This is a genomic window from Pseudomonas sp. R1-15, assembly GCF_051132085.1.
Classification (GTDB): domain Bacteria; phylum Pseudomonadota; class Gammaproteobacteria; order Pseudomonadales; family Pseudomonadaceae; genus Aquipseudomonas.
In genome coordinates this window covers 2,976,538-2,994,281 of sequence record NZ_CP071660.1, presented here as the reverse complement: position 1 = coordinate 2,994,281, position 17,744 = coordinate 2,976,538, and the positions used below count along the sequence as shown (strand labels likewise).

Annotated in this window: 15 protein-coding genes; 8 read left to right on the top strand and 7 right to left on the bottom strand. The window is 56.6% G+C overall.

From position 1 onward, the window contains the following. Window positions 1-2 precede the first annotated feature (2 nt). The 4 genes from J3P97_RS13475 to J3P97_RS13460 form a co-directional block, all read right to left on the bottom strand. The gene (locus tag J3P97_RS13475) at window positions 3-989 is read right to left on the bottom strand and encodes an ATP-binding protein (protein ID WP_434674456.1); all 987 of its coding nucleotides are present in this window, start codon (window positions 987-989) and stop codon (window positions 3-5) included. A gap of 13 nt (window positions 990-1,002) precedes the next feature. Further along, window positions 1,003-2,877: a helix-turn-helix domain-containing protein gene (locus J3P97_RS13470; RefSeq protein WP_434674455.1), complete on the bottom strand. Its 1,875-nt coding sequence runs from the start codon at window positions 2,875-2,877 to the stop codon at window positions 1,003-1,005. Further along, complete coding sequence (locus J3P97_RS13465; RefSeq protein WP_434674454.1) at window positions 2,870-3,493, bottom strand: hypothetical protein; 624 nt, start codon at window positions 3,491-3,493, stop codon at window positions 2,870-2,872. The genes J3P97_RS13470 and J3P97_RS13465 overlap by 8 nt, the downstream gene beginning before the upstream one ends. 793 nt (window positions 3,494-4,286) lie before the next feature. Continuing rightward, a complete protein-coding gene (locus tag J3P97_RS13460; RefSeq protein WP_434674453.1) occupies window positions 4,287-5,090 on the bottom strand; it encodes a hypothetical protein in 804 nt (267 codons plus the stop codon). A 487-nt stretch (window positions 5,091-5,577) separates the two neighbouring features. Here J3P97_RS13460 and J3P97_RS13455 point away from each other — a divergent pair, with 487 nt between their 5' ends. Then, window positions 5,578-6,828 (top strand): MFS transporter, encoded by a 1,251-nt coding sequence (locus tag J3P97_RS13455; RefSeq protein WP_434674452.1) that lies wholly within the window; start codon window positions 5,578-5,580, stop codon window positions 6,826-6,828. Between the two features lie 5 nt (window positions 6,829-6,833). On the opposite strand, the gene J3P97_RS13450 is transcribed toward J3P97_RS13455, so the two are convergent. After that, window positions 6,834-7,799 carry a LysR family transcriptional regulator gene (locus tag J3P97_RS13450; protein WP_434674451.1) on the bottom strand — a complete coding sequence of 322 codons (966 nt, stop codon included), beginning with the start codon at window positions 7,797-7,799 and terminating at the stop codon, window positions 6,834-6,836. A gap of 293 nt (window positions 7,800-8,092) precedes the next feature. Between J3P97_RS13450 and argH the strand changes: the two genes are divergently transcribed. The 7 genes from argH to J3P97_RS13415 all read left to right on the top strand — a co-directional run bounded on the left by argH (window position 8,093) and on the right by J3P97_RS13415 (window position 15,262). After that, complete coding sequence (gene argH / locus J3P97_RS13445) at window positions 8,093-9,520, top strand: argininosuccinate lyase (RefSeq protein WP_434674450.1); 1,428 nt, start codon at window positions 8,093-8,095, stop codon at window positions 9,518-9,520. A 147-nt stretch (window positions 9,521-9,667) separates the two neighbouring features. Beyond that, window positions 9,668-10,546, top strand: a complete 879-nt coding sequence (locus tag J3P97_RS13440; protein ID WP_434568408.1) for an amino acid ABC transporter permease — start codon at window positions 9,668-9,670, stop codon at window positions 10,544-10,546. A gap of 10 nt (window positions 10,547-10,556) precedes the next feature. Next, window positions 10,557-11,321 (top strand): amino acid ABC transporter ATP-binding protein, encoded by a 765-nt coding sequence (locus tag J3P97_RS13435; RefSeq protein WP_434568409.1) that lies wholly within the window; start codon window positions 10,557-10,559, stop codon window positions 11,319-11,321. A 39-nt stretch (window positions 11,322-11,360) separates the two neighbouring features. Continuing rightward, the gene (locus tag J3P97_RS13430) at window positions 11,361-12,185 is read left to right on the top strand and encodes an ABC transporter substrate-binding protein (protein ID WP_434674449.1); all 825 of its coding nucleotides are present in this window, start codon (window positions 11,361-11,363) and stop codon (window positions 12,183-12,185) included. Between the two features lie 153 nt (window positions 12,186-12,338). Further along, a complete protein-coding gene (locus J3P97_RS13425; protein ID WP_434674448.1) occupies window positions 12,339-13,187 on the top strand; it encodes a polysaccharide deacetylase family protein in 849 nt (282 codons plus the stop codon). Next, window positions 13,180-14,064: a polysaccharide deacetylase family protein gene (locus J3P97_RS13420; protein ID WP_434674447.1), complete on the top strand. Its 885-nt coding sequence runs from the start codon at window positions 13,180-13,182 to the stop codon at window positions 14,062-14,064. Before J3P97_RS13425 ends, J3P97_RS13420 begins: the two co-directional genes overlap by 8 nt. A gap of 25 nt (window positions 14,065-14,089) precedes the next feature. Continuing rightward, window positions 14,090-15,262, top strand: coding sequence for an MFS transporter (locus J3P97_RS13415; RefSeq protein WP_434574170.1), 1,173 nt, complete (start codon window positions 14,090-14,092; stop codon window positions 15,260-15,262). Window positions 15,263-15,299: 37 nt separating this feature from the next. Here the strand turns inward: J3P97_RS13415 and J3P97_RS13410 are convergent, their stop codons facing one another. Continuing rightward, on the bottom strand, window positions 15,300-17,153 hold the full coding sequence (locus J3P97_RS13410; protein WP_434674446.1) for an ABC transporter ATP-binding protein: 1,854 nt from the start codon (window positions 17,151-17,153) through the stop codon (window positions 15,300-15,302). A 76-nt stretch (window positions 17,154-17,229) separates the two neighbouring features. After that, window positions 17,230-17,685 carry a GNAT family N-acetyltransferase gene (locus J3P97_RS13405; protein ID WP_434674555.1) on the bottom strand — a complete coding sequence of 152 codons (456 nt, stop codon included), beginning with the start codon at window positions 17,683-17,685 and terminating at the stop codon, window positions 17,230-17,232. Between the last annotated feature and the right edge of the window lie 59 nt (window positions 17,686-17,744).

The following is a 17,744-nucleotide window of genomic DNA, read 5'->3' as shown; positions in this document are numbered from 1 at the left end:
CGTCAGGCATTCTGGTCCGCAGTCTTCGTGTTGAGCGTTGCGGCTAAAAACCACGATTCTCGGATCGACCGCAAGCTGAACTCCCTGGTGATGGTGTACTCCGGCTGATCCAAGTCCACACTGTCACGCAGAATAATCTCTATGGTTTTGCTGAAATACTGCATGGGTATCTCCATCTTGCTTTTCAGCTTTAATTCCTGATAGCTATCACAGAAAGCATCCCACAAGATGTCCTTAACATGCGCTAGTCGAAAACCATTGGCATAGGCCTGCGGTAAAAAGAATTTGGTAAAGGTCCAGGAGGTAGTGGCCGGATAGGGGGTGCTGTCAAAAAAGCCGAGGCAGGTCGCGAAGTCTTCTTTCTCGCGTATGCCGCGGAAAGGATGCTCATAAAGCATGAATCTATTGACGATGGCTTCACCTTCCACACCGGACTTGAGGAGTGCTTTTTTCTGGTCCAACAACTGCTGTTGACCGACAAGAATTGGCAACAGAGTCACCCCTTTCAGCCTCAGGTCGTTGTAGATGTCTTTGATCCAGTCATAATGCGGCTGCTGGAGTCGCTGCGCTTCATCCACGAAGAGAATGTAGACTTGCCGCGGATCCTTGAGTGCTGCTTGCTCCATAAAATTCACGAGCCGCAGATGTTTTTTTGAAATGCTGACGTTGTCATTCGATTGCTTGTGGCCAACGACCGCCAGCAATGAGTTGTAAAAATTACCTTTGGTGGCGAACACCTCTCGCTTTGCGTTGTAAATGACCACCGGGAAATCCGGAAAATCCTGGACCAGGCATTGCTGGCAGTACATCATCGCCCACGTCTTGCCGTAGCGAGTATGCCCCCAAATCACTAAACCCGAGTCTCTGCGCCGGATAACTTTAAGCACTAATGCATAGGTTTCTCCAATTGAGAAAGTCGGTATTAAATAACGCTGATTACAAACGGGGTGGAGCTCAACCTCGATGGGGCGGGTATCCCGAATGTCCATTGCGGTCTCCTTATTAGAAAGTGAACACTTTGGAGAGCTTTACGCGGTCATGTTGTGGTTCAGGTTCCATAGGCAGCGTGGTTTCTTCAACGGGCGGCCGTAAAGAAGCAGCCCCGACATGTTTGTAGAAACTTGTGGCACTTGCCCGGCTTATTGTGTTGCCTTTCAACTGAAACCTCAGGACTGCTTCGATGAATGATTCATTGTCCGAAAATCGAAACTGACCATCTTTAACGGCTTTTGAGATCTCCGTTTGCAATTTGTAGCTGTGCGCCGTGGTGGAGTAAGGCGGCGGCGGTGTCAGCACGCCAACGAACTTCCCAAACTCATCCAACAAATTGATCGAAGATACATCCCTACGTGAATACTCGATGATCATCTTCTGCCCGGCTGAATTACTGCGCAGCACGTCTGGATTTCGATATTTTTGGTATGCAAAATTGATGAAAGCCCCTCCATATTTCGCATTGGTCTTCACTGTCTTTATCTCACGAACTTTCGTAAAAGCCGCCTCCTGCTGGAAGCGGACAGGCAGCGTGTTCGGTGGTAGCGCTCTAGCGGACAAGCGCAACAGGTAGAGATCCAGGGGGGTATGGTTCTGAATGGCCGAATGGGGCCGGCCATTATAATCAGAGATGACTATATCTAATGCACTTTCCAACTCATCGAGCGACAACAGCATCTTTAGCGGATTTTTTGATTTTGGTGATAAGCGCGCTTTTATTTCATCTTTAGACTCACTGCCAGTAGTGCCGATTACGCGATGAGAGAAGTTTTGCACCAAATAGAGGAAAAAACGCTCTACGATAGGGCGGTCATTTGGGGTATGCGGCCTGCCAAACTCCACCACACAACCTAACCTATCCGTCAACACATCAATTACATGCTTTGCCTTATGGGCCCACGCGTTGTCCAGTTTTAATGTAGACCAGGTCTGCCAAGCGCCGGCCGTTTCTGAGGGGAATCCCCCTTGATCGTGATAACAGGTGTCGGGTATACGGACAGGTGGACGCGTGTGCGGACTCAAGGCACGGTAGATTGCCGTAAGCAGATCCACCTGATCATAGTTATGCCCTAACGCCAATGAGTAACCCAGTACACACCGTGAAAACTTCTCAATCAGGGCAATCAGCCAGACCCTGAGAATTTCATACTCTACCGGCTCTCCGTAAGCGTTCACATCACGAATGACCAGCCGTATGTCCAACTTGTGCCCATCTGCTTCAACTTGTTCTAAGATATCAGAGGGGTCGATATCCCGGACATTTTCATTGGACGCGTAGGATCGCAATTCTTGCTCCGCCTGTAACTCCTGATGCTTATCCTTCAGCCACTTTCTGAGGCCGCTAATGCCTTGAGTTTTCTGATTTAGTGGATACTCATCCTCTTTCACGCCACACTCAATACACTCTCGCATGAACGCTTTATGGATTGCTATGAAGTAGTCGCCGCCCGATTTTCTGGGTTTATATTTACTTGCTTGCGCCGTCAACCAATCCGCCAAACGCTGGTATTGTTCGACGAGTTGAGTGAATACTCCCGAGTACCCCTGCTGAGATGACGAGCCAGCAGGAGCTATCCGATGGTACTTTTTTTCACCGCTGCGCATGTAGGGAATAGCAGCCGCCCAGCCGACCGGACTTCCGTTCTTATCAGGCGCTTCGCATCGTTCTATCGCACGGTAGAGTGTCGAACGGGGTATGCCGTACTTTATTTGGATTTCATTAAGCGAGGCGCCCTCCTTTAAGAAGGCTCGGATCGCCTTTATCCGGTTCTCTGTCTGGCCTCGAATGCTGTCCGGCAAAACCATTAAATCAATTGAGGCCCAGTGATCACAGTCATAGCCGTCACGTACGCGCTCTGATCTCGAAAAGCGCTGTTCACTCATGCAACGCGTCTCCATGGCTCAACAGGGAGGTGCCACTTAACTTAGTCGAGACTAGATTTTTTACCGTCAACCGTCCTCTTCTGATCAGTTCAAACACTAACGCTGCACCTGACTCTGAAAATTCCGGTTCGACTGCCTGCATGGCATCGCTCAGCGATAGGTCTTGGCGAGGAAGGCACTTCAGCATGCCGCGTAGATTTCGCTCTGTAAGTGACTCCCTATGTTTGTTTATGTATGAAAGCATCAGCAGATAATTTTCGTAACGCGTGTGATCGTGTTTTAAATACTGGGAATCTAAAATTTCACACAAGAAGCCATTATCGTCGGCATATTGTTGAATCTGACTCGACGAGCAAGTACCCAGGCTTAGCTTGGAGAATACGAGCACGGAAGCGTGCCTGCTTTCGAACGCGAGGGCCACTGGAGCGCTTCCCTCGTCGAGATAGATCACGCGCTGGTTCACGCTCACCTCTTTCACCCAAGGGTCAAACTCTACCTCGGCAAAGCGCCACAACGTAGGCCTACAGAACAAGCTAACTTTCTCATTCTGCTTATGACTGAATACGACAAATTCTGGAGCGCCGGCTGGTCTTGAAGGATGAGAAAGTGGATCCATGCTCTAATCCTTAGATTTCCTGATAAAATTCATCAGGATACAAAGTTTTAAATTTGCACACGAACTACAGAGTTTCAAAATTACAGTAGCAGTATGGGCGGGAAGCCATTTGACGCTATATTATTTCGATATAAAAATCCGACATTGCATCACTTTAAATAATAGCCGACTGGAAGATATGCGCTATTTGGAGCTTTTTATAGCTAGACGTTATCAAAATAAAGTGCACTGGAATTATTTTTAAGCAAGTAGATCTGCAAATAGAAAGTTTCAAATTTTAAAAGTTTCTATTTTCCAATGTCGCAAGCGTTTCTCTTCCGGTCAATGCGTGCCGCTGCCCATACTCGTTCCGTTCATCTACGTTCAACTCAAGCTCAGGTACCGCGCTTACAACACTGCTGCGGCACATCTGCGCGGGATCCAGGCTTTCTATACCTATGCCAAAAGCCGTGACCTCAATATTGATGACGCCATCTTGGGCTGCCACGCTGGACGGTTACGCCATCTGCTCCAAAGTGGCCGTTAAGCCGAGAATTTGATCGGCCGAATCGGCACAGCTGCAACGGCACCTTTTCGCAGATCGATCCGCGTACCCGGGACATTACCTGCGGTTGCTGAAGCTGTACCTGTCCTGGTGTGTTACCCGTTACATCCCGCGCGCCTGTCAGAATTTCCTGAACAGCTGAATAGGGTACAGATCCCTCTGCTTGAAAAAGCAGTCCTGAACTCACTGAGACAGCCTCTAAAGTTCTATTCTTCTCAAACTCAGAAAATACGTAACTCATATGCACCCCTATTTTATTGCGTTAGAAAGATAGTTTTCTATGTGTGGCATTGCTTGTGCAGCTTCGTTTAACTTATAAATATTCAATGTCAGCCGCCCTCCCCCAGCACGGAAACGGAAAGAGGGAAATTCTAGTACGCAATAACTTCTATTATTTGAAAAATCAATGTTGCTTAGTTCGGAAAAATTCATTTCGCTCATCTGATCTATTTTTGTCTCACTGGGTCGACTGACGCTTTTTGACCTTAAACCGTGGCATTCAAATATTCTTTGCGCCGTGCCATTCGTTGTCTTTTCTTCATACTCAAGGATATGCAAAGCGTCGCGATTCGATGCGCTAGGAGGGGGCTGATTTAAATGAAAACTAAATCCTGGATAATTGTTAAGATTTACAATTACACTGTTTCTATACGCTTGCGGCTCGCTTCGGGCTGACTTCTTCAAGCAAGTCGTCAAGTCGCTGCACCCCTTATCATCTCCAAACGCAAGTAGCACTGTAAAATAACTAGGTTCTTCTGGCCTTATACTCACCTTGAGGCCATTTGGATATGCTTTCTCTCCATCCCACACGATCGTTCCTTCTAAATATTGCAAGTAACACTTACCTTTATCTCGACCGAAAGCAGCATGCAAATTTCCAAGGGCATCCTTTCTAATGCTTAGTCCGGATTTGAGCGGCCATTCGTCAAGCCCTGCCAGTTCCTCGTAACAATTGCTTTCTTTTTTAACGTCGGCCGCATGAACATTGCTCACAAAAAATAAACTGGCGGCTATTAGTATTTTTATCAAAAAAATTCTTACTTGAGAGAGCATGGCAAAAACCTCATTTTATAAGTTTTTTACTGCGCGGGTGCGCTATAAAAAAAGCGATAGTCAAGCGCCGTTATCAAATGCATTGCAGGACTTAGTACAGCATATCCTCCTCCAGGTCGCTTTCTCATTTCTATATGAATTTTTTTTCAAAAAATCTATCTCAGTATGTCGGATGTCACCGTCGTCCCGCATCAATCCCCCGATGCCACTCCGTGCTCTAGTCGCAAAAGGTCGGATTCGGCCAGACGAGCGGGAAACCCCGTTGAGGAACATAAATCGATGAATAAACGCATTCGTTCTGAGCGTACTGAGCCAAGTACGGCGGGATTAAGAGCGGCTTATGAATATTTGACATCGCCCACTTGTTTGCAGCATACGTTCAGGATCCGGATCCGCCCCCCCCTGCAACTAATCCCCACCGCACCGGTCTCTAACCTCGCCGAGGTTGAGTCAATTTCGCCGAACCTCACATCGAAAAGACTCCCCCGTGACTGCCCACCTGGATCGCCGCAAAAACCTGTCGCTGGACAGCCTCAACTTCTTTCTCGCCGACGTGCGCGACGGTCTCGGGCCGTATCTGGCGATTTACTTGCTGGCGGTGCATCAATGGGACCCGGCGAGCATCGGCGTGGTGATGACGATTGCTGGCGTCGCGGCCCTGATCACGCAGACGCCCGCTGGAGCGCTGGTGGACAGCAGCCGTGCCAAGCGCGCGCTGATTGTGATGGCCGCGCTGGTCGTGACCGCCAGTTGCCTGGTGTTGCCCTTCGTCTCGTCATTCAGCCTGGTGGCGCTTACGCAGGCCTTGAGTGCGGTAGCAGCATCGATTTTTGCCCCGGCCATTTCGGCGATTACCCTTGGCATCACTGGTCCTCGAGCATTCACGCGGCGAACCGGGCGCAACGAAACTTTTAATCATGCCGGCAACGCCTGCGCGGCGTTGCTGGCCGGTTTGTCTGCTTACCTGTTCGGCCCGGTAGCGGTGTTTTACCTGATGGCGGTCATGGCGCTGGCAAGCGTGTGTGCCGTGGCGTTCGTCTCGGCTGAAGCCATCGACCATGATCTGGCTCGCGGTCTCGAACCTCGTGGCACCGATCACCCTCAGCCCTCCGGGTTTACCGTGTTGCTCAGCCACCGGCCGTTGTTGATGTTTGCGGTTTGCTGCGCGCTGTTCCACCTCGCGAATGCCGCCATGCTGCCGCTGGTGAGCCAGAAACTTGCGCAAGCCAATCTGCATATGGCCACCCCGCTCACTTCCGCCTGCATCGTCGCGGCGCAGCTGGTCATGGTGCCGATGGCGCTGTTGGCTGGCGCCAAAGCCGATCAGTGGGGCCGCAAGCCGCTGCTGTTGGCGGGTTTTCTGATCCTGCCGTTGCGTGGTCTGCTCTACACCTTGTCGGATGATCCGTACTGGTTGGTTGCGGTACAGCTGCTCGACGGTGTCGGCGCCGGTCTTTTCGGCGCGTTGTTCCCGGTTATGGTCAAGGACCTCACCCTCGGTTCCGGCCATTTCAATATCAGCCTCGGCGCACTCACAACGGTGTTTGGCCTCGGTGCGGCGTTGAGCAACGGTCTGGCGGGATTTGTGGTTGAAGCGGCGGGATACGATGCGGCATTCCTGACACTTGCCGGGGTCGCCGGAGCGGCGTTTTTGCTGTTATGGGTTGGGGTTCCGGAAACCATGCAGCGTTCAGAAGGCATCAAAGTTGATCGAGTCGAGATGAGCCCAGGCGCCTAGAGCAGTCAGACCGGAGCCTTCAGATCCACGCCCAGCGCCTCTGCAAACGCCTTGACCAGCGGGCTGCGCACCGTGTTGTGACGCAGCATCAGACTGAACGGGGTGACGATGTTGATCAGATCCGGCCGTACCGCGCGAAACTCGCCCCGCGCCACCATCGGCGCGGCGTAATGCTGGGGCAGGAATCCCAAAAAACGCCCCGTTTTGATCAGCAGCGCAACGGCCTCCACTTGGGTGGCCGAGGCGGAAAAACTGTCGTAGTGAGCAAACTTCAGTTTGTCGCGATGAATCGCGTAACGATGGTTGATGCACTCGTGGGCCTTGAGCACATCCTCGCCCATGTCCGCCTCCGCCATGCTGAACAACGGGTGGCCGAGGGCGCAATAGACTTCCGAGCGTTCTTCGTACAGCTCGTAGTAGTCGAACTCCTCGCGTTTTTGATAGATCGGCACGATTCCCGCCACCAGCCGCCCCTCGACGACGCCTCTTTCAACCTCGTCGAGTTGGCTGGCCTGAAGTTGAAACCTGACCTTCGGCGATTGTTCGTTCATGCGCCTGAGCGCGGCAACTAACGGGGAGTTTTCGTCAGAGATCGTATTATCAATAACGCCCACGCCCAGGTCACCGACAAGTTCGTTTTGCGCTGAACTAAGGCGATCGCGAAAGTTGTCGACCGAGGCAAATAAATCGATTGACGCCTGATACACCAGGCGCCCCTCTTCCGTCAGGTGAAAGCCCTCGCGACCGCGTGTGCAGAGGCGCATGCCGATGCGGATTTCCAGGTCGGAAATCTGCTTGCTGATGGCAGCCAATCCCACATTCAGCTCATTTTGCGCTGCACTGAAGCCCCCTGCCTCGACCACGGCCTTGAACACTTTGAGCAGTTTGAAGTCCAGCCCGCTGAGGGCTAGCGGTGCCCGTTGCGGCATTTTCGGCGGCGGGTTTCCGGAATTGGAAAGTGGGGTTTCCATAATGCTTATTTACCTCTGACGCCCAATTCAAGAACCTGTGCCCACAACAAAAACACGCTGGCCTAATAATAATGAACACAGAAAACCAGGCTTGGCAACCGCCAATAAATCCAGAACATCAGTGCCAAGGCGCTGATCGCAAAACATTAAAAGCTGACACTTCGATCAGCACTCGCACCGATGCAACTGCCCTCTTGAAAACTGCTCTGGCCTGACTTCGTTCGCTTGTTTTGTGGCGATGTTGCGGCCTGGAGTACCCGTTTCAGTTCGCGTTACCGACGAGGAAAACAACAATGTCCCAACCCACCGACCGTCTCTGGGGGGCGCGTTTCAAAAGCGGCCCTTCCGAAGCCTTGGCGGCCCTCTCCCGTTGCCCTGAACGCTACTTTCGGCTCACCCCGTACGACCTCGCCGGCTCTAAGGCACATGCCCGGGAATTACAGCGTGCCGGACTGCTGAACGAGCAAGAAACCCTGACCATGCTCGACGCGTTGGAGCGCATCAGCACGGACTACCGCGCTGGCATCATCGCCCCGACCCTGGACGATGAAGACGTCCACACGTTCATCGAGCGGCTGCTGACCGAACGCCTCGGTGCACTCGGTGGCAAGCTGCGGGCCGGGCGTTCGCGCAACGACCAGACGGCTAACGATCTGCGGCTGTTCCTGCGTGACCACGTACGTACCCTGGCCGTTGAAGTGCTGGGCTTGCAGCAGGCGCTGGTGAACCAGGCCGAGCAGCACATCGAGAGCATCTGCCCCGGATTTACTCACCTGCAGCAGGCACAGCCGATCGTGTTTGCCCATCACCTGCTGGCCCACGCCCAATCGATGCTGCGCGACGTGCAGCGCCTGGTGGATTGGGACGCGCGCACTTCGCTGTCGCCACTCGGTGCGGCGGCCATGGCCGGTTCGGCGATCGCTCGTTTACCTCAGCAGTCGGCAAGGGAGATGGGCTACAGCGGTGTATGCGAGAACTCCATCGATGCCGTGGCCAGCCGCGATCACGTCGCCGAGTTCCTGTTCATCGCCAGCATGCTCGGCATCAACATTTCGCGCCTCGCCGAAGAGTTCTGCCTGTGGTCGTCGCGGCAATTTCGCTGGATCGCGCTGGACGATGCCTACGCTACCGGCAGCTCGATCATGCCGCAGAAAAAGAATCCTGACATCGCCGAACTGGCACGGGGCAAGGCGGGTCGCCTGATCGGCAACCTCACCGGGTTGCTGTCCACGCTCAAATCCTTGCCACTGTCCTACAACCGCGACTTGAGCGAAGACAAGCACGGCGTTCTCGACAGCGTCGACACCTTGCTGCTGGTGCTGCCGGCCATGGCCGGAATGGTGGCGACGATGAAGGTCGACGTCGAAGAGTTGCGTCGCCAGGCACCGCTGGGTTTTACCCTTGCCACCGAAGTCGCCGACTGGCTGGCGGTGCGCGGCGTGCCGTTCAAGGAGGCTCACGAGATTACCGGTGCGCTGGTCCAGGCTTGCGAGAAACACGCTATCGAACTGTGGGAAGCCTCCCCGGCACTGCTGGCGGAAATCGACCCGCGTCTCACCCCCGAAGTACGCGAAAGCCTGACCTTGGAGGCTGCCATCGCCGCCCGCAGCGGCTGGGGCGGCACCGCGCCAGAACGGGTGCGTGAACAGCTTGGTCGGCTGAAAAGCGCCCTCGCCGCTCAGCAAACGTGGACCGAGGAGTATCAAGGGTTCCGCCTTTAGTTCATGACGCAAAACCTGTGGGAGCAAGCCTGCTCGCGAACGCGGTATCCCGATCAAATCAATGTTGACTGACCCACCGCATTCGCGAGCAGGCTCGCTCCCACAGGGGAATGTGGTGGATCTGGAAAAAGCGTACGGAGAACCAACATGAGCCAGACACAGGCAGAACGACTCCAGGCGGAGCGCAAGCTGGCGGAAAACCAGTTCGACATCACCCAGTACGATCATGTGCCCCGGCGTTATTACGGGCGGATCTTCTTCGCCACGGTGATCGTTATCGCACTCATCGGCCTGGTGCGCGCCTTCGCCGAAGGCAAGATCGAATGGTCGTACATCGGCCAGTTCCTCACCTCCGAGGCGATCATGTGGGGGCTGCTAAACACCATCGTCATGGCGGTGCTGGCGATGGCGCTGGGTATCGTGTTCGGCGTGATCACCGCGATCATGCGCATGTCGGCCAACCCGATCCTGCGCTACGTGGCGCTGACCTACACGTGGCTGTTTCGCGGTACGCCGCTGATTCTGCAGTTGCTGTTGTGGTTCAACCTCGCGCTGATCTTCCCCACCATCGGCATCCCCGGCGTGTTCGAAATGGACACTGTGAGCCTGATGACTCCGTTCGTCGCGGCACTGTTTGGCTTGAGCATCAACCAGGGTGCCTACACCGCCGAAGTGGTCCGTGCCGGCCTGCTCTCGGTGGACACCGGGCAGTACGAAGCCGCCAAGTCGATCGGCATGCCGCGCCTGCAAGCGCTGCGCCGGATCATCCTGCCCCAGGCCATGCGCATCATCATCCCACCGGTGGGCAACGAGTTCATCGGCATGGTGAAGATGACCTCGCTGGCGAGTGTGATCCAGTACTCGGAACTGCTCTACAACGCCCAGAACATCTACTACGCAAACGCCCGCGTGATGGAGCTGCTGATCGTCGCCGGGATCTGGTACCTGGCCACGGTCACCGTCCTGTCCTTTGGCCAAAGCCGGCTGGAGCGTCGTTTCGCTCGCGGCGCCGGCAAGCGTTCTTGAGGAGCCGCACATGAGAAGCATCGTCAAGGCCGTGAGCCTGAACAAATACTACGACCAGTTCCACGCCCTGAAGGACATCAACATCGAGGTCGAGCAAGGCGAAGTGCTGTGCATTATCGGCCCGTCCGGCTCGGGCAAGAGCACCTTGCTGCGCTGCGTCAACCAGCTGGAAAAAATCGACAAGGGCGGCCTGTGGGTCGATGGCGAGCTGGTGGGTTACCGAATCGTCGGCAACAAGCTGCACGAACTCAACGAAACGCAGATCGCCCGCCAGCGCCTGGCCACCGGCATGGTGTTCCAACGGTTCAACCTGTTCCCGCACATGACCGTGTTGCAAAACATCATCGAAGGCCCGTGCCAGGTGCTCAAGCGTTCGCCCAAAGAGGCGCATGAAGAAGCCCTGGAACTGCTTGCCCGCGTCGGCCTGGCCGACAAGCACCACAGCTACCCGATAGAGCTTTCCGGTGGTCAGCAGCAACGCGTCGCCATTGCCCGCGCGTTGGCCATGCGTCCCAAGCTGATGCTGTTCGATGAACCCACTTCGGCACTCGACCCGGAACTGGTCGGTGAGGTGCTGTCGGTGATGCGCGATCTCGCGCAGACCGGCATGACCATGATCGTCGTCACCCATGAACTGGGCTTCGCCCGCGAGGTTTCCAACCGCATGGTGTTCATGGACGGCGGGCAGATCGTGGAGGCTGGAAGCCCCGAAGAAATACTAATAAGTCCGCAAAACCCTCGCACCCAGAGCTTCATTTCTGCCGTTCGAACCTAGGCGCCCGTTGGCGCTCACAACACTCATAAGAGAACGACCATGAAGAACTTCGTTATTCCAGCAGTACTCGCAGGCGTTATGGCATCCGGTTTTTCCTTCGCCGCCGAATTGCCGGCCAGCATCAAGGCCAAGGGCGAAATCGTCGTAGCGATCATGCCGAACTACCCGCCGATGGATTTCAAGGACCCGGCCACCAACACCCTCACCGGCTTTGACTACGACCTGGGCAATGCCCTGGCCGAACGCCTGGGTGTGAAGATCAAATGGCAGGAAACCGGCTTCGAGCAAATGATCAATGCGTTGACCACCGACCGCGTGGACATGGTGCTGTCGGGCATGACCGACACCGCCGAACGTCAGGCCAGCGTGACCTTCGTCGACTATTTCACCAGCGGACCGCAGTTCTACACCCTGCAGAAAAACAAGGACACCAACGCGATCATCGACCTGTGTGGCAAGAGGGTCGGCACCAGCCGCCGCACCACTTTCCCGGCGGAGATCGCCGAGTGGAGCAAAGCCAACTGTGAAGCCGCCGGCAAGCCTGCAATCAACGTGGTCGGCACCGAGGGTTCGGCCGATGCCCGGGCGCAACTGCGCCAGAGCCGCATCGATGCGGCCATGCAGGGCAGCGAAACCCTGCCCTACCTCAAGACCCAGGAAAAGGACATGTACAAGACCGTGGGCCTGCCGATCTCCGAGCAGTTTACCGGTATGGGCGTGAGCAAGAAAAAACCTGAGCTCAGTGAAGCGGTGAAGGTTGCGTTGCAGAGCATGATCGATGACGGCAGTTACCAGGCGATCCTCAAGAAGTGGGACCTGGAACTGGGCGCGATCAAGACTGTGACTATCAACGCCGGGAAGTAATCGCACAGGCAACCTCAATCCCCTGTGGGAGCGAGCCTGCTCGCGAAAGCAGTATCTCATTCGACATCAGTGTTGGCTGAACCACCGCATTCGCGAGCAGGCTCGCTCCCACAGAGGCTGTCGGTTTATTTGAAGATTATCGGAGCACCACAGATGTCTTCTTCACAGCTACCCACCTGGCCCGGCCCGCACAAGGCTTGTCTGGCCCTGGCCTTCGACCTCGATGGTCCGACCGGTGATGCCATGCTCAACGGCTCGATCTGGCGCAAGCCCGAGTACTTCGGTTTCGGCGGCTATGGCCCTTATCGGGCGCTACCGCGGCTGCTCGACCTGCTCGACGAGTTCAAGATTCCGACGACATTCTTCGTCCCGGCCTGGGTCGTGGAGAACTGGCCGAGACAGTGCCAGGCGATCGTCGAGCGCGGGCATGAGGTGGCTTATCACGGCTACAGGCACGAGTCCTTTTATGCCCTGACGCTGGATCAGCAAAAGGACGTGATGAATATCTGCCGCGAGGTGTTCTGGAAGCATCTGAACATCCGCGCCGAAGGCTTTCGTACGCCGTCCGGCGACTGGCGCGCCGAAACCCCGGCGATGCTGGTGGAAGCCGGCGTGCGCTATTCCAGCAGCATGCGCGGCGATGACCGGCCATACCTGGTGAACGTGCCGGGGTTCGACACGCCGCTGGTGGAAATTCCCGGTCGCTGGGAAATGGACGACTACGCCTCCCTCGCGTACACCCGCGCGCCGAACTTCCCTTCCGGGCTGGACCGCACGGCCAGCTACGCTCTGACCCTGGATAACTGGTGCCGCGAATACGACGGCGCAATGAACGAGGGATTATGCTTGACCACACTCTTCCACCCCAAGATTACCGGTAAGCCGGGACGCATCCTGCTACTGGAAAAACTCTTCGAGCACATGCGCACGCGCGACGACGTGTGGTTCGCTACCTGCCGCGACGTTGCCCAGTGGTGGCTGAAGGAGCATCACCATGGCTGACTCCCCTCTCTGGCCGAAAGGCTATCGCTGCGCGGTGGTACTGACTGTCGACTACAACGACATCCACGGCATCCTCACCCAGGCCCCGGAGGTCGCCGGGCGCGACAAGACCCTGTCGGTGTGGCGCTACGGCACCCAACGTGGCGTCGAGCGATTGCTCGGCCTGTTCAAGCAGCTCGGGGTGTCCGCCAGCTGGTTTGTCCCCGGTATCGTTGCCGAGGAAAACCCCGCACACGTTCAGGCGATCCAGGCCGACGGCCATGAAATCGCCTGTGCCGGCTATCGCCATCAGGACTACGACAGACTGGACCTGGCCGCCCAAAGCGACGATATCGCCAAAGGCTGCGAGACCCTGGCCCGGCTGACCGGCCAGCGCCCGACCGGCTTTCGAATCCCGGCGGGCAACGGTGCTCCGGGTTTCATCGAAGCCTTGAGGGATCAGGGCATTCGCTGGTCGTCGTCGTGGCGCGGCGATGACCTGCCATTCGCTCACCCGACCGCACCCAGTGTCATTGAAGTACCGCTGCACTATGAGCTGGAGGACGAGCCTTACTTCGCCTTCAACTTGAGCCCGGCAGTGCCACCCGCACAATCGCGGATCGCGTCCTATAGCCACACCTTGGGCAACCTGCAGATGGACTTCGCCGGCTTTCATCGGTTCGGCCTCTGCTACGTGCTGCGCCTGCACCCGGAAATCATCGCTACGCCGGGACGGATAGGCGTGTTGCGCGAACTGATCGAGGGCATCCAACGACACAATGACGTATGGATCGCCACCGGCGCCGAGGTTGCGCAATGGTGGTCAGACACCGCGGGGCCAGTCGCCGAGGATCATCCCGCGGCGGTTCATGAACGGCATTATCGGGATCACGTTTGATCTGAATAAGGATATTTGCACCACCGTGGCCACTTACTCACTCGTTATTCGGCGCCTGATGATGGTTTCCCTGACCATCGTGGTCAGTCGCGCCATTACCAGCCCGTTGCTCACGCTATTCTTGAGCAACAAGCTGGGCCTCAACCAACAGGACGTCGGTTTGCTGCTCGGCATCGCGGTGTTCATCGCCACCTTGCTGGCCCTCTATGGCGGCTATGTCATCGACCGCCTGGAGAAGCGCCGACTGCTGATCCTGGCGATGCTTTCCAGCGCCGTCGGTTTCGTACTGCTGACCTTTGCCGAAAACCTCTACCTGACCACGCTGACCGTGGTGATCACCGAGACCGCGTCAGCGCTGTTCCTGATCGGTTCCAAGGCGATTCTCAGCGAGAACCTGCCTATCGGCCAGCGCGCCAAGGCTTTTTCCCTGCGCTACACCCTGACCAATATCGGCTACGCCACCGGCCCGATGCTCGGCGTGGTGATTGCCGGTGTCTACCCGATCGCCCCATTCCTCATTGCTGGCGGCATCGCGTTTTTCAGCATCTTCCTGATGACCGGCATCCCCAGGGCAGCGACACCGGCCATTGGCCCAGCGCCAAGCTTTCTCAAGACCCTGATCACCCTGAAAAACGACCGCACCCTGATCATGTTCACGTGCGGCTGCCTCTTGAGCACGGTGGTGCACGGGCGCTTCACTCTTTACCTGTCGCAATACCTGCTGGTGACCCATGACTCCAGGCGCGCGCTGGAAATCATGGCCGCCCTGCTCGCCTGCAACGCGATCACCGTGATCCTGCTGCAGTACCAGATCGGCCGGTTCCTGGATCGCGAAAAGCTGCGCTACTGGATTGCCGCAGGCACCAGCCTGTTCATTGTCGGCCTGATCGGCTTCAGCCTGGCGGACGACATGCTGAGCTGGTGCGTGGCGATGTTCATTTTCACCCTCGGGGAGATGATCATCTACCCGGCCGAATTCCTCTTCGTCGATACCCTGGCCCCGGAAGAACTGCGCGGCAGCTATTACGGCGCGCAAAACCTGGCAGCCCTCGGCGGCGCCCTGAGTCCGGTGATCTGCGGGTACCTGCTGCTGCACACCCCGGCCCCGACGATGTTCTATGCCTTGAGCGCACTGACCGCCATGGGTGGATTCTTGTGTTTCATGAGCGGTCGTCGGGTGGCTGGCGTGCAGAAGTGATGTGTCGGCTGCTCCAGTGAACAGCCATCGCCCTCGCCTACTCCACCGCCTCGACCACGCCCTGATCCTCACCCAGAAAGCCGCCGCTCTGGTGATGCCACAGCCGAGCATAGGTGCCGTTCTTCCCGAGCAATTCGGCGTGGGTGCCTTGCTCGATGATCCGCCCTTCATCCATGACGATGAGCCTGTCCATCGCCGCGATCGTGGACAGCCGATGGGCGATGGCGATTACGGTCTTGCCCTGCATCATTTCATCGAGGCTTTCCTGGATGGCCACTTCGACTTCCGAATCGAGTGCGCTGGTGGCCTCGTCCAGTAATAGGATCGGGGCGTTCTTGAGCATGACCCGGGCAATGGCGATGCGTTGACGCTGGCCACCCGAAAGCTTGATGCCACGCTCGCCCACCAGGGTGTCGTAACCGTTATGACCTTGCTTGTCGCTCAGTTGGTTGATGAACCCATCGGCCTGGGCGCTGGCTGCGGCACTGCGTATTTCCTCATCGGTGGCGTCGGGGCGACCGTAGGCAATGTTGTCGCGGATCGACCGGTGCAACAGGGACGTGTCCTGGGTAACCATGCCGATGGCGCTGCGCAGGCTGTCTTGCGTGACATGCGCGATGTTCTGCCCGTCGATTCGAATCTCACCGCTGTCCACGTCATAGAAGCGCAGCAGCAGGTTGATCAGCGTGGATTTGCCGGCACCGGAGCGACCTACCAGGCCGATTTTTTCTCCCGGCCGGATGTTCAGGCTCAGGCCATCGAGCACCTGGCGTTCGCCGTTGTAATTGAAGCTGACATTGTCGAAGGTCACCGCACCACCGGTGGTAACCAGCACGCCGGCGTCCGGCGCATCCTGAACCTTGGGCCCGCGCGTCAAGGTTTCCATGCCGTCCTGCAGCGTGCCGATGTTTTCGAACAGCGAGGTCATTTGCCACATGATCCAGTGCGACATCCCGTTGATACGCAACGCCATGGCGGTGATCGCCGCCACGGCGCCGGTGCCTACTTCGCCTTGGTGCCATAACCACAGGGCGTAACCGCCGGCCCCGAGGATCAAGGCAACCACCAGTGCCTGATTGACGATTTCGAACTGGCTGACCAGGCGCATCTGGCGAAAGCCGGTTTGCTTGAAATCTTCCATGGCCGCGCGGGCGAAGTGTGCTTCGCGTTTGGAGTGGGAGAACAGCTTCACGGTGGTGATGTTGGTGTAGGCGTCCGAGACCCGCCCGGTCATTGACGACCGCGCGTTGGCTTGCTCCTGCCCCACTTTCTCCAGGCGCGGCACGAAGTAGCGCATGGCCAGGCCAAACAACGCCACCCAGGCAATGAAAGGCAGCATCAGCTTCAGGTCAAAGCCGCCGGCCAGGGCGATGATCGCGATGAAATACACGCCGATCCCGGGGACGATCTCGATGAGGGTGAACAGCACCTCGCGCACCGACAGCGCCGTTTGCATCACCTTGGTGGTGACCCGGCCAGAGAATTCATCCGAGAAGAACGAAAGACTCTGCCGCAGCATGAGCCGATGAAAATCCCAGCGCAGCCGCAACGGCAGGTTGATCGCCAATACCTGGTGCTGCACCATCGTGCGCAACGCGACCAGGCCGATGCTGGTCACCAACATGATGCCGATGCCCCACAGCACCCGACTCTCCTGCCCCGCCGCATCGCCGCCGGCCTGCCAGGTCGAGAGCAGGTCGACGACCTGTCCGAGAAACGAAAAAAGCCAGGCTTCGTAGATCGACACACCGGCACTGAGCAGCGCGAAGGCAAGGATATAACCGCGGGCGCCCCGCGTGCAGGCCCACAAAAACCGCGCCAGGCCGTCTGGTGGCGGTGGCACTTCGTCAGGCGGAAAAGGGTCGAGCCGTTGTTCGAATGCGTGAAGCATGGTGATCTCCAAAACGATCTAACCAGGAGATTCTGGCAGCTAAAGTTGCTTAGGGGTTTTTTGGATGGGAGCAGGATCATTTGCGCAGGATTTTTTCCATGATGATCGTGCGCTCCGCGCCGTGAAACTCGTCCCGGACTTTCTCGAAACCCAGAGAAGAATAAAAGCCTTGCGCGGTGATCGAGGAAGGAACTCGTAGCCGCTCCACACCACTGCGCACGGCCCCCGCCTCAATCGTTGCCATCAGCTGGTGCCCTATGCCTCTGCCCTGACAGGCAGGCGCAACGAACACGCTTCGGATGACGTTTCCATCAAGACTCGCTGTTGCGACAACCTCACCGTCCCTGCTTGCGACATATACCTCTCGCTTACCGAGAAAGTTCAGGATCGCTGCTGGTGAAAAGTTCTGCTGCACCTGCTCGATGATCTCCGGCGAATAATCTTGAGCGTTGGATTCGCGCAGTGCCGCTGCGACGACCAGGCTAATTGCCGTGGCGTCGGCACTCGTTGCCTTTCGGATGATGCAATCCATTGAGCGCTGTTCCTTGCGTTGGTTCATCTGGATATCGGCGAGAGCGGTTCCGGCCCCGT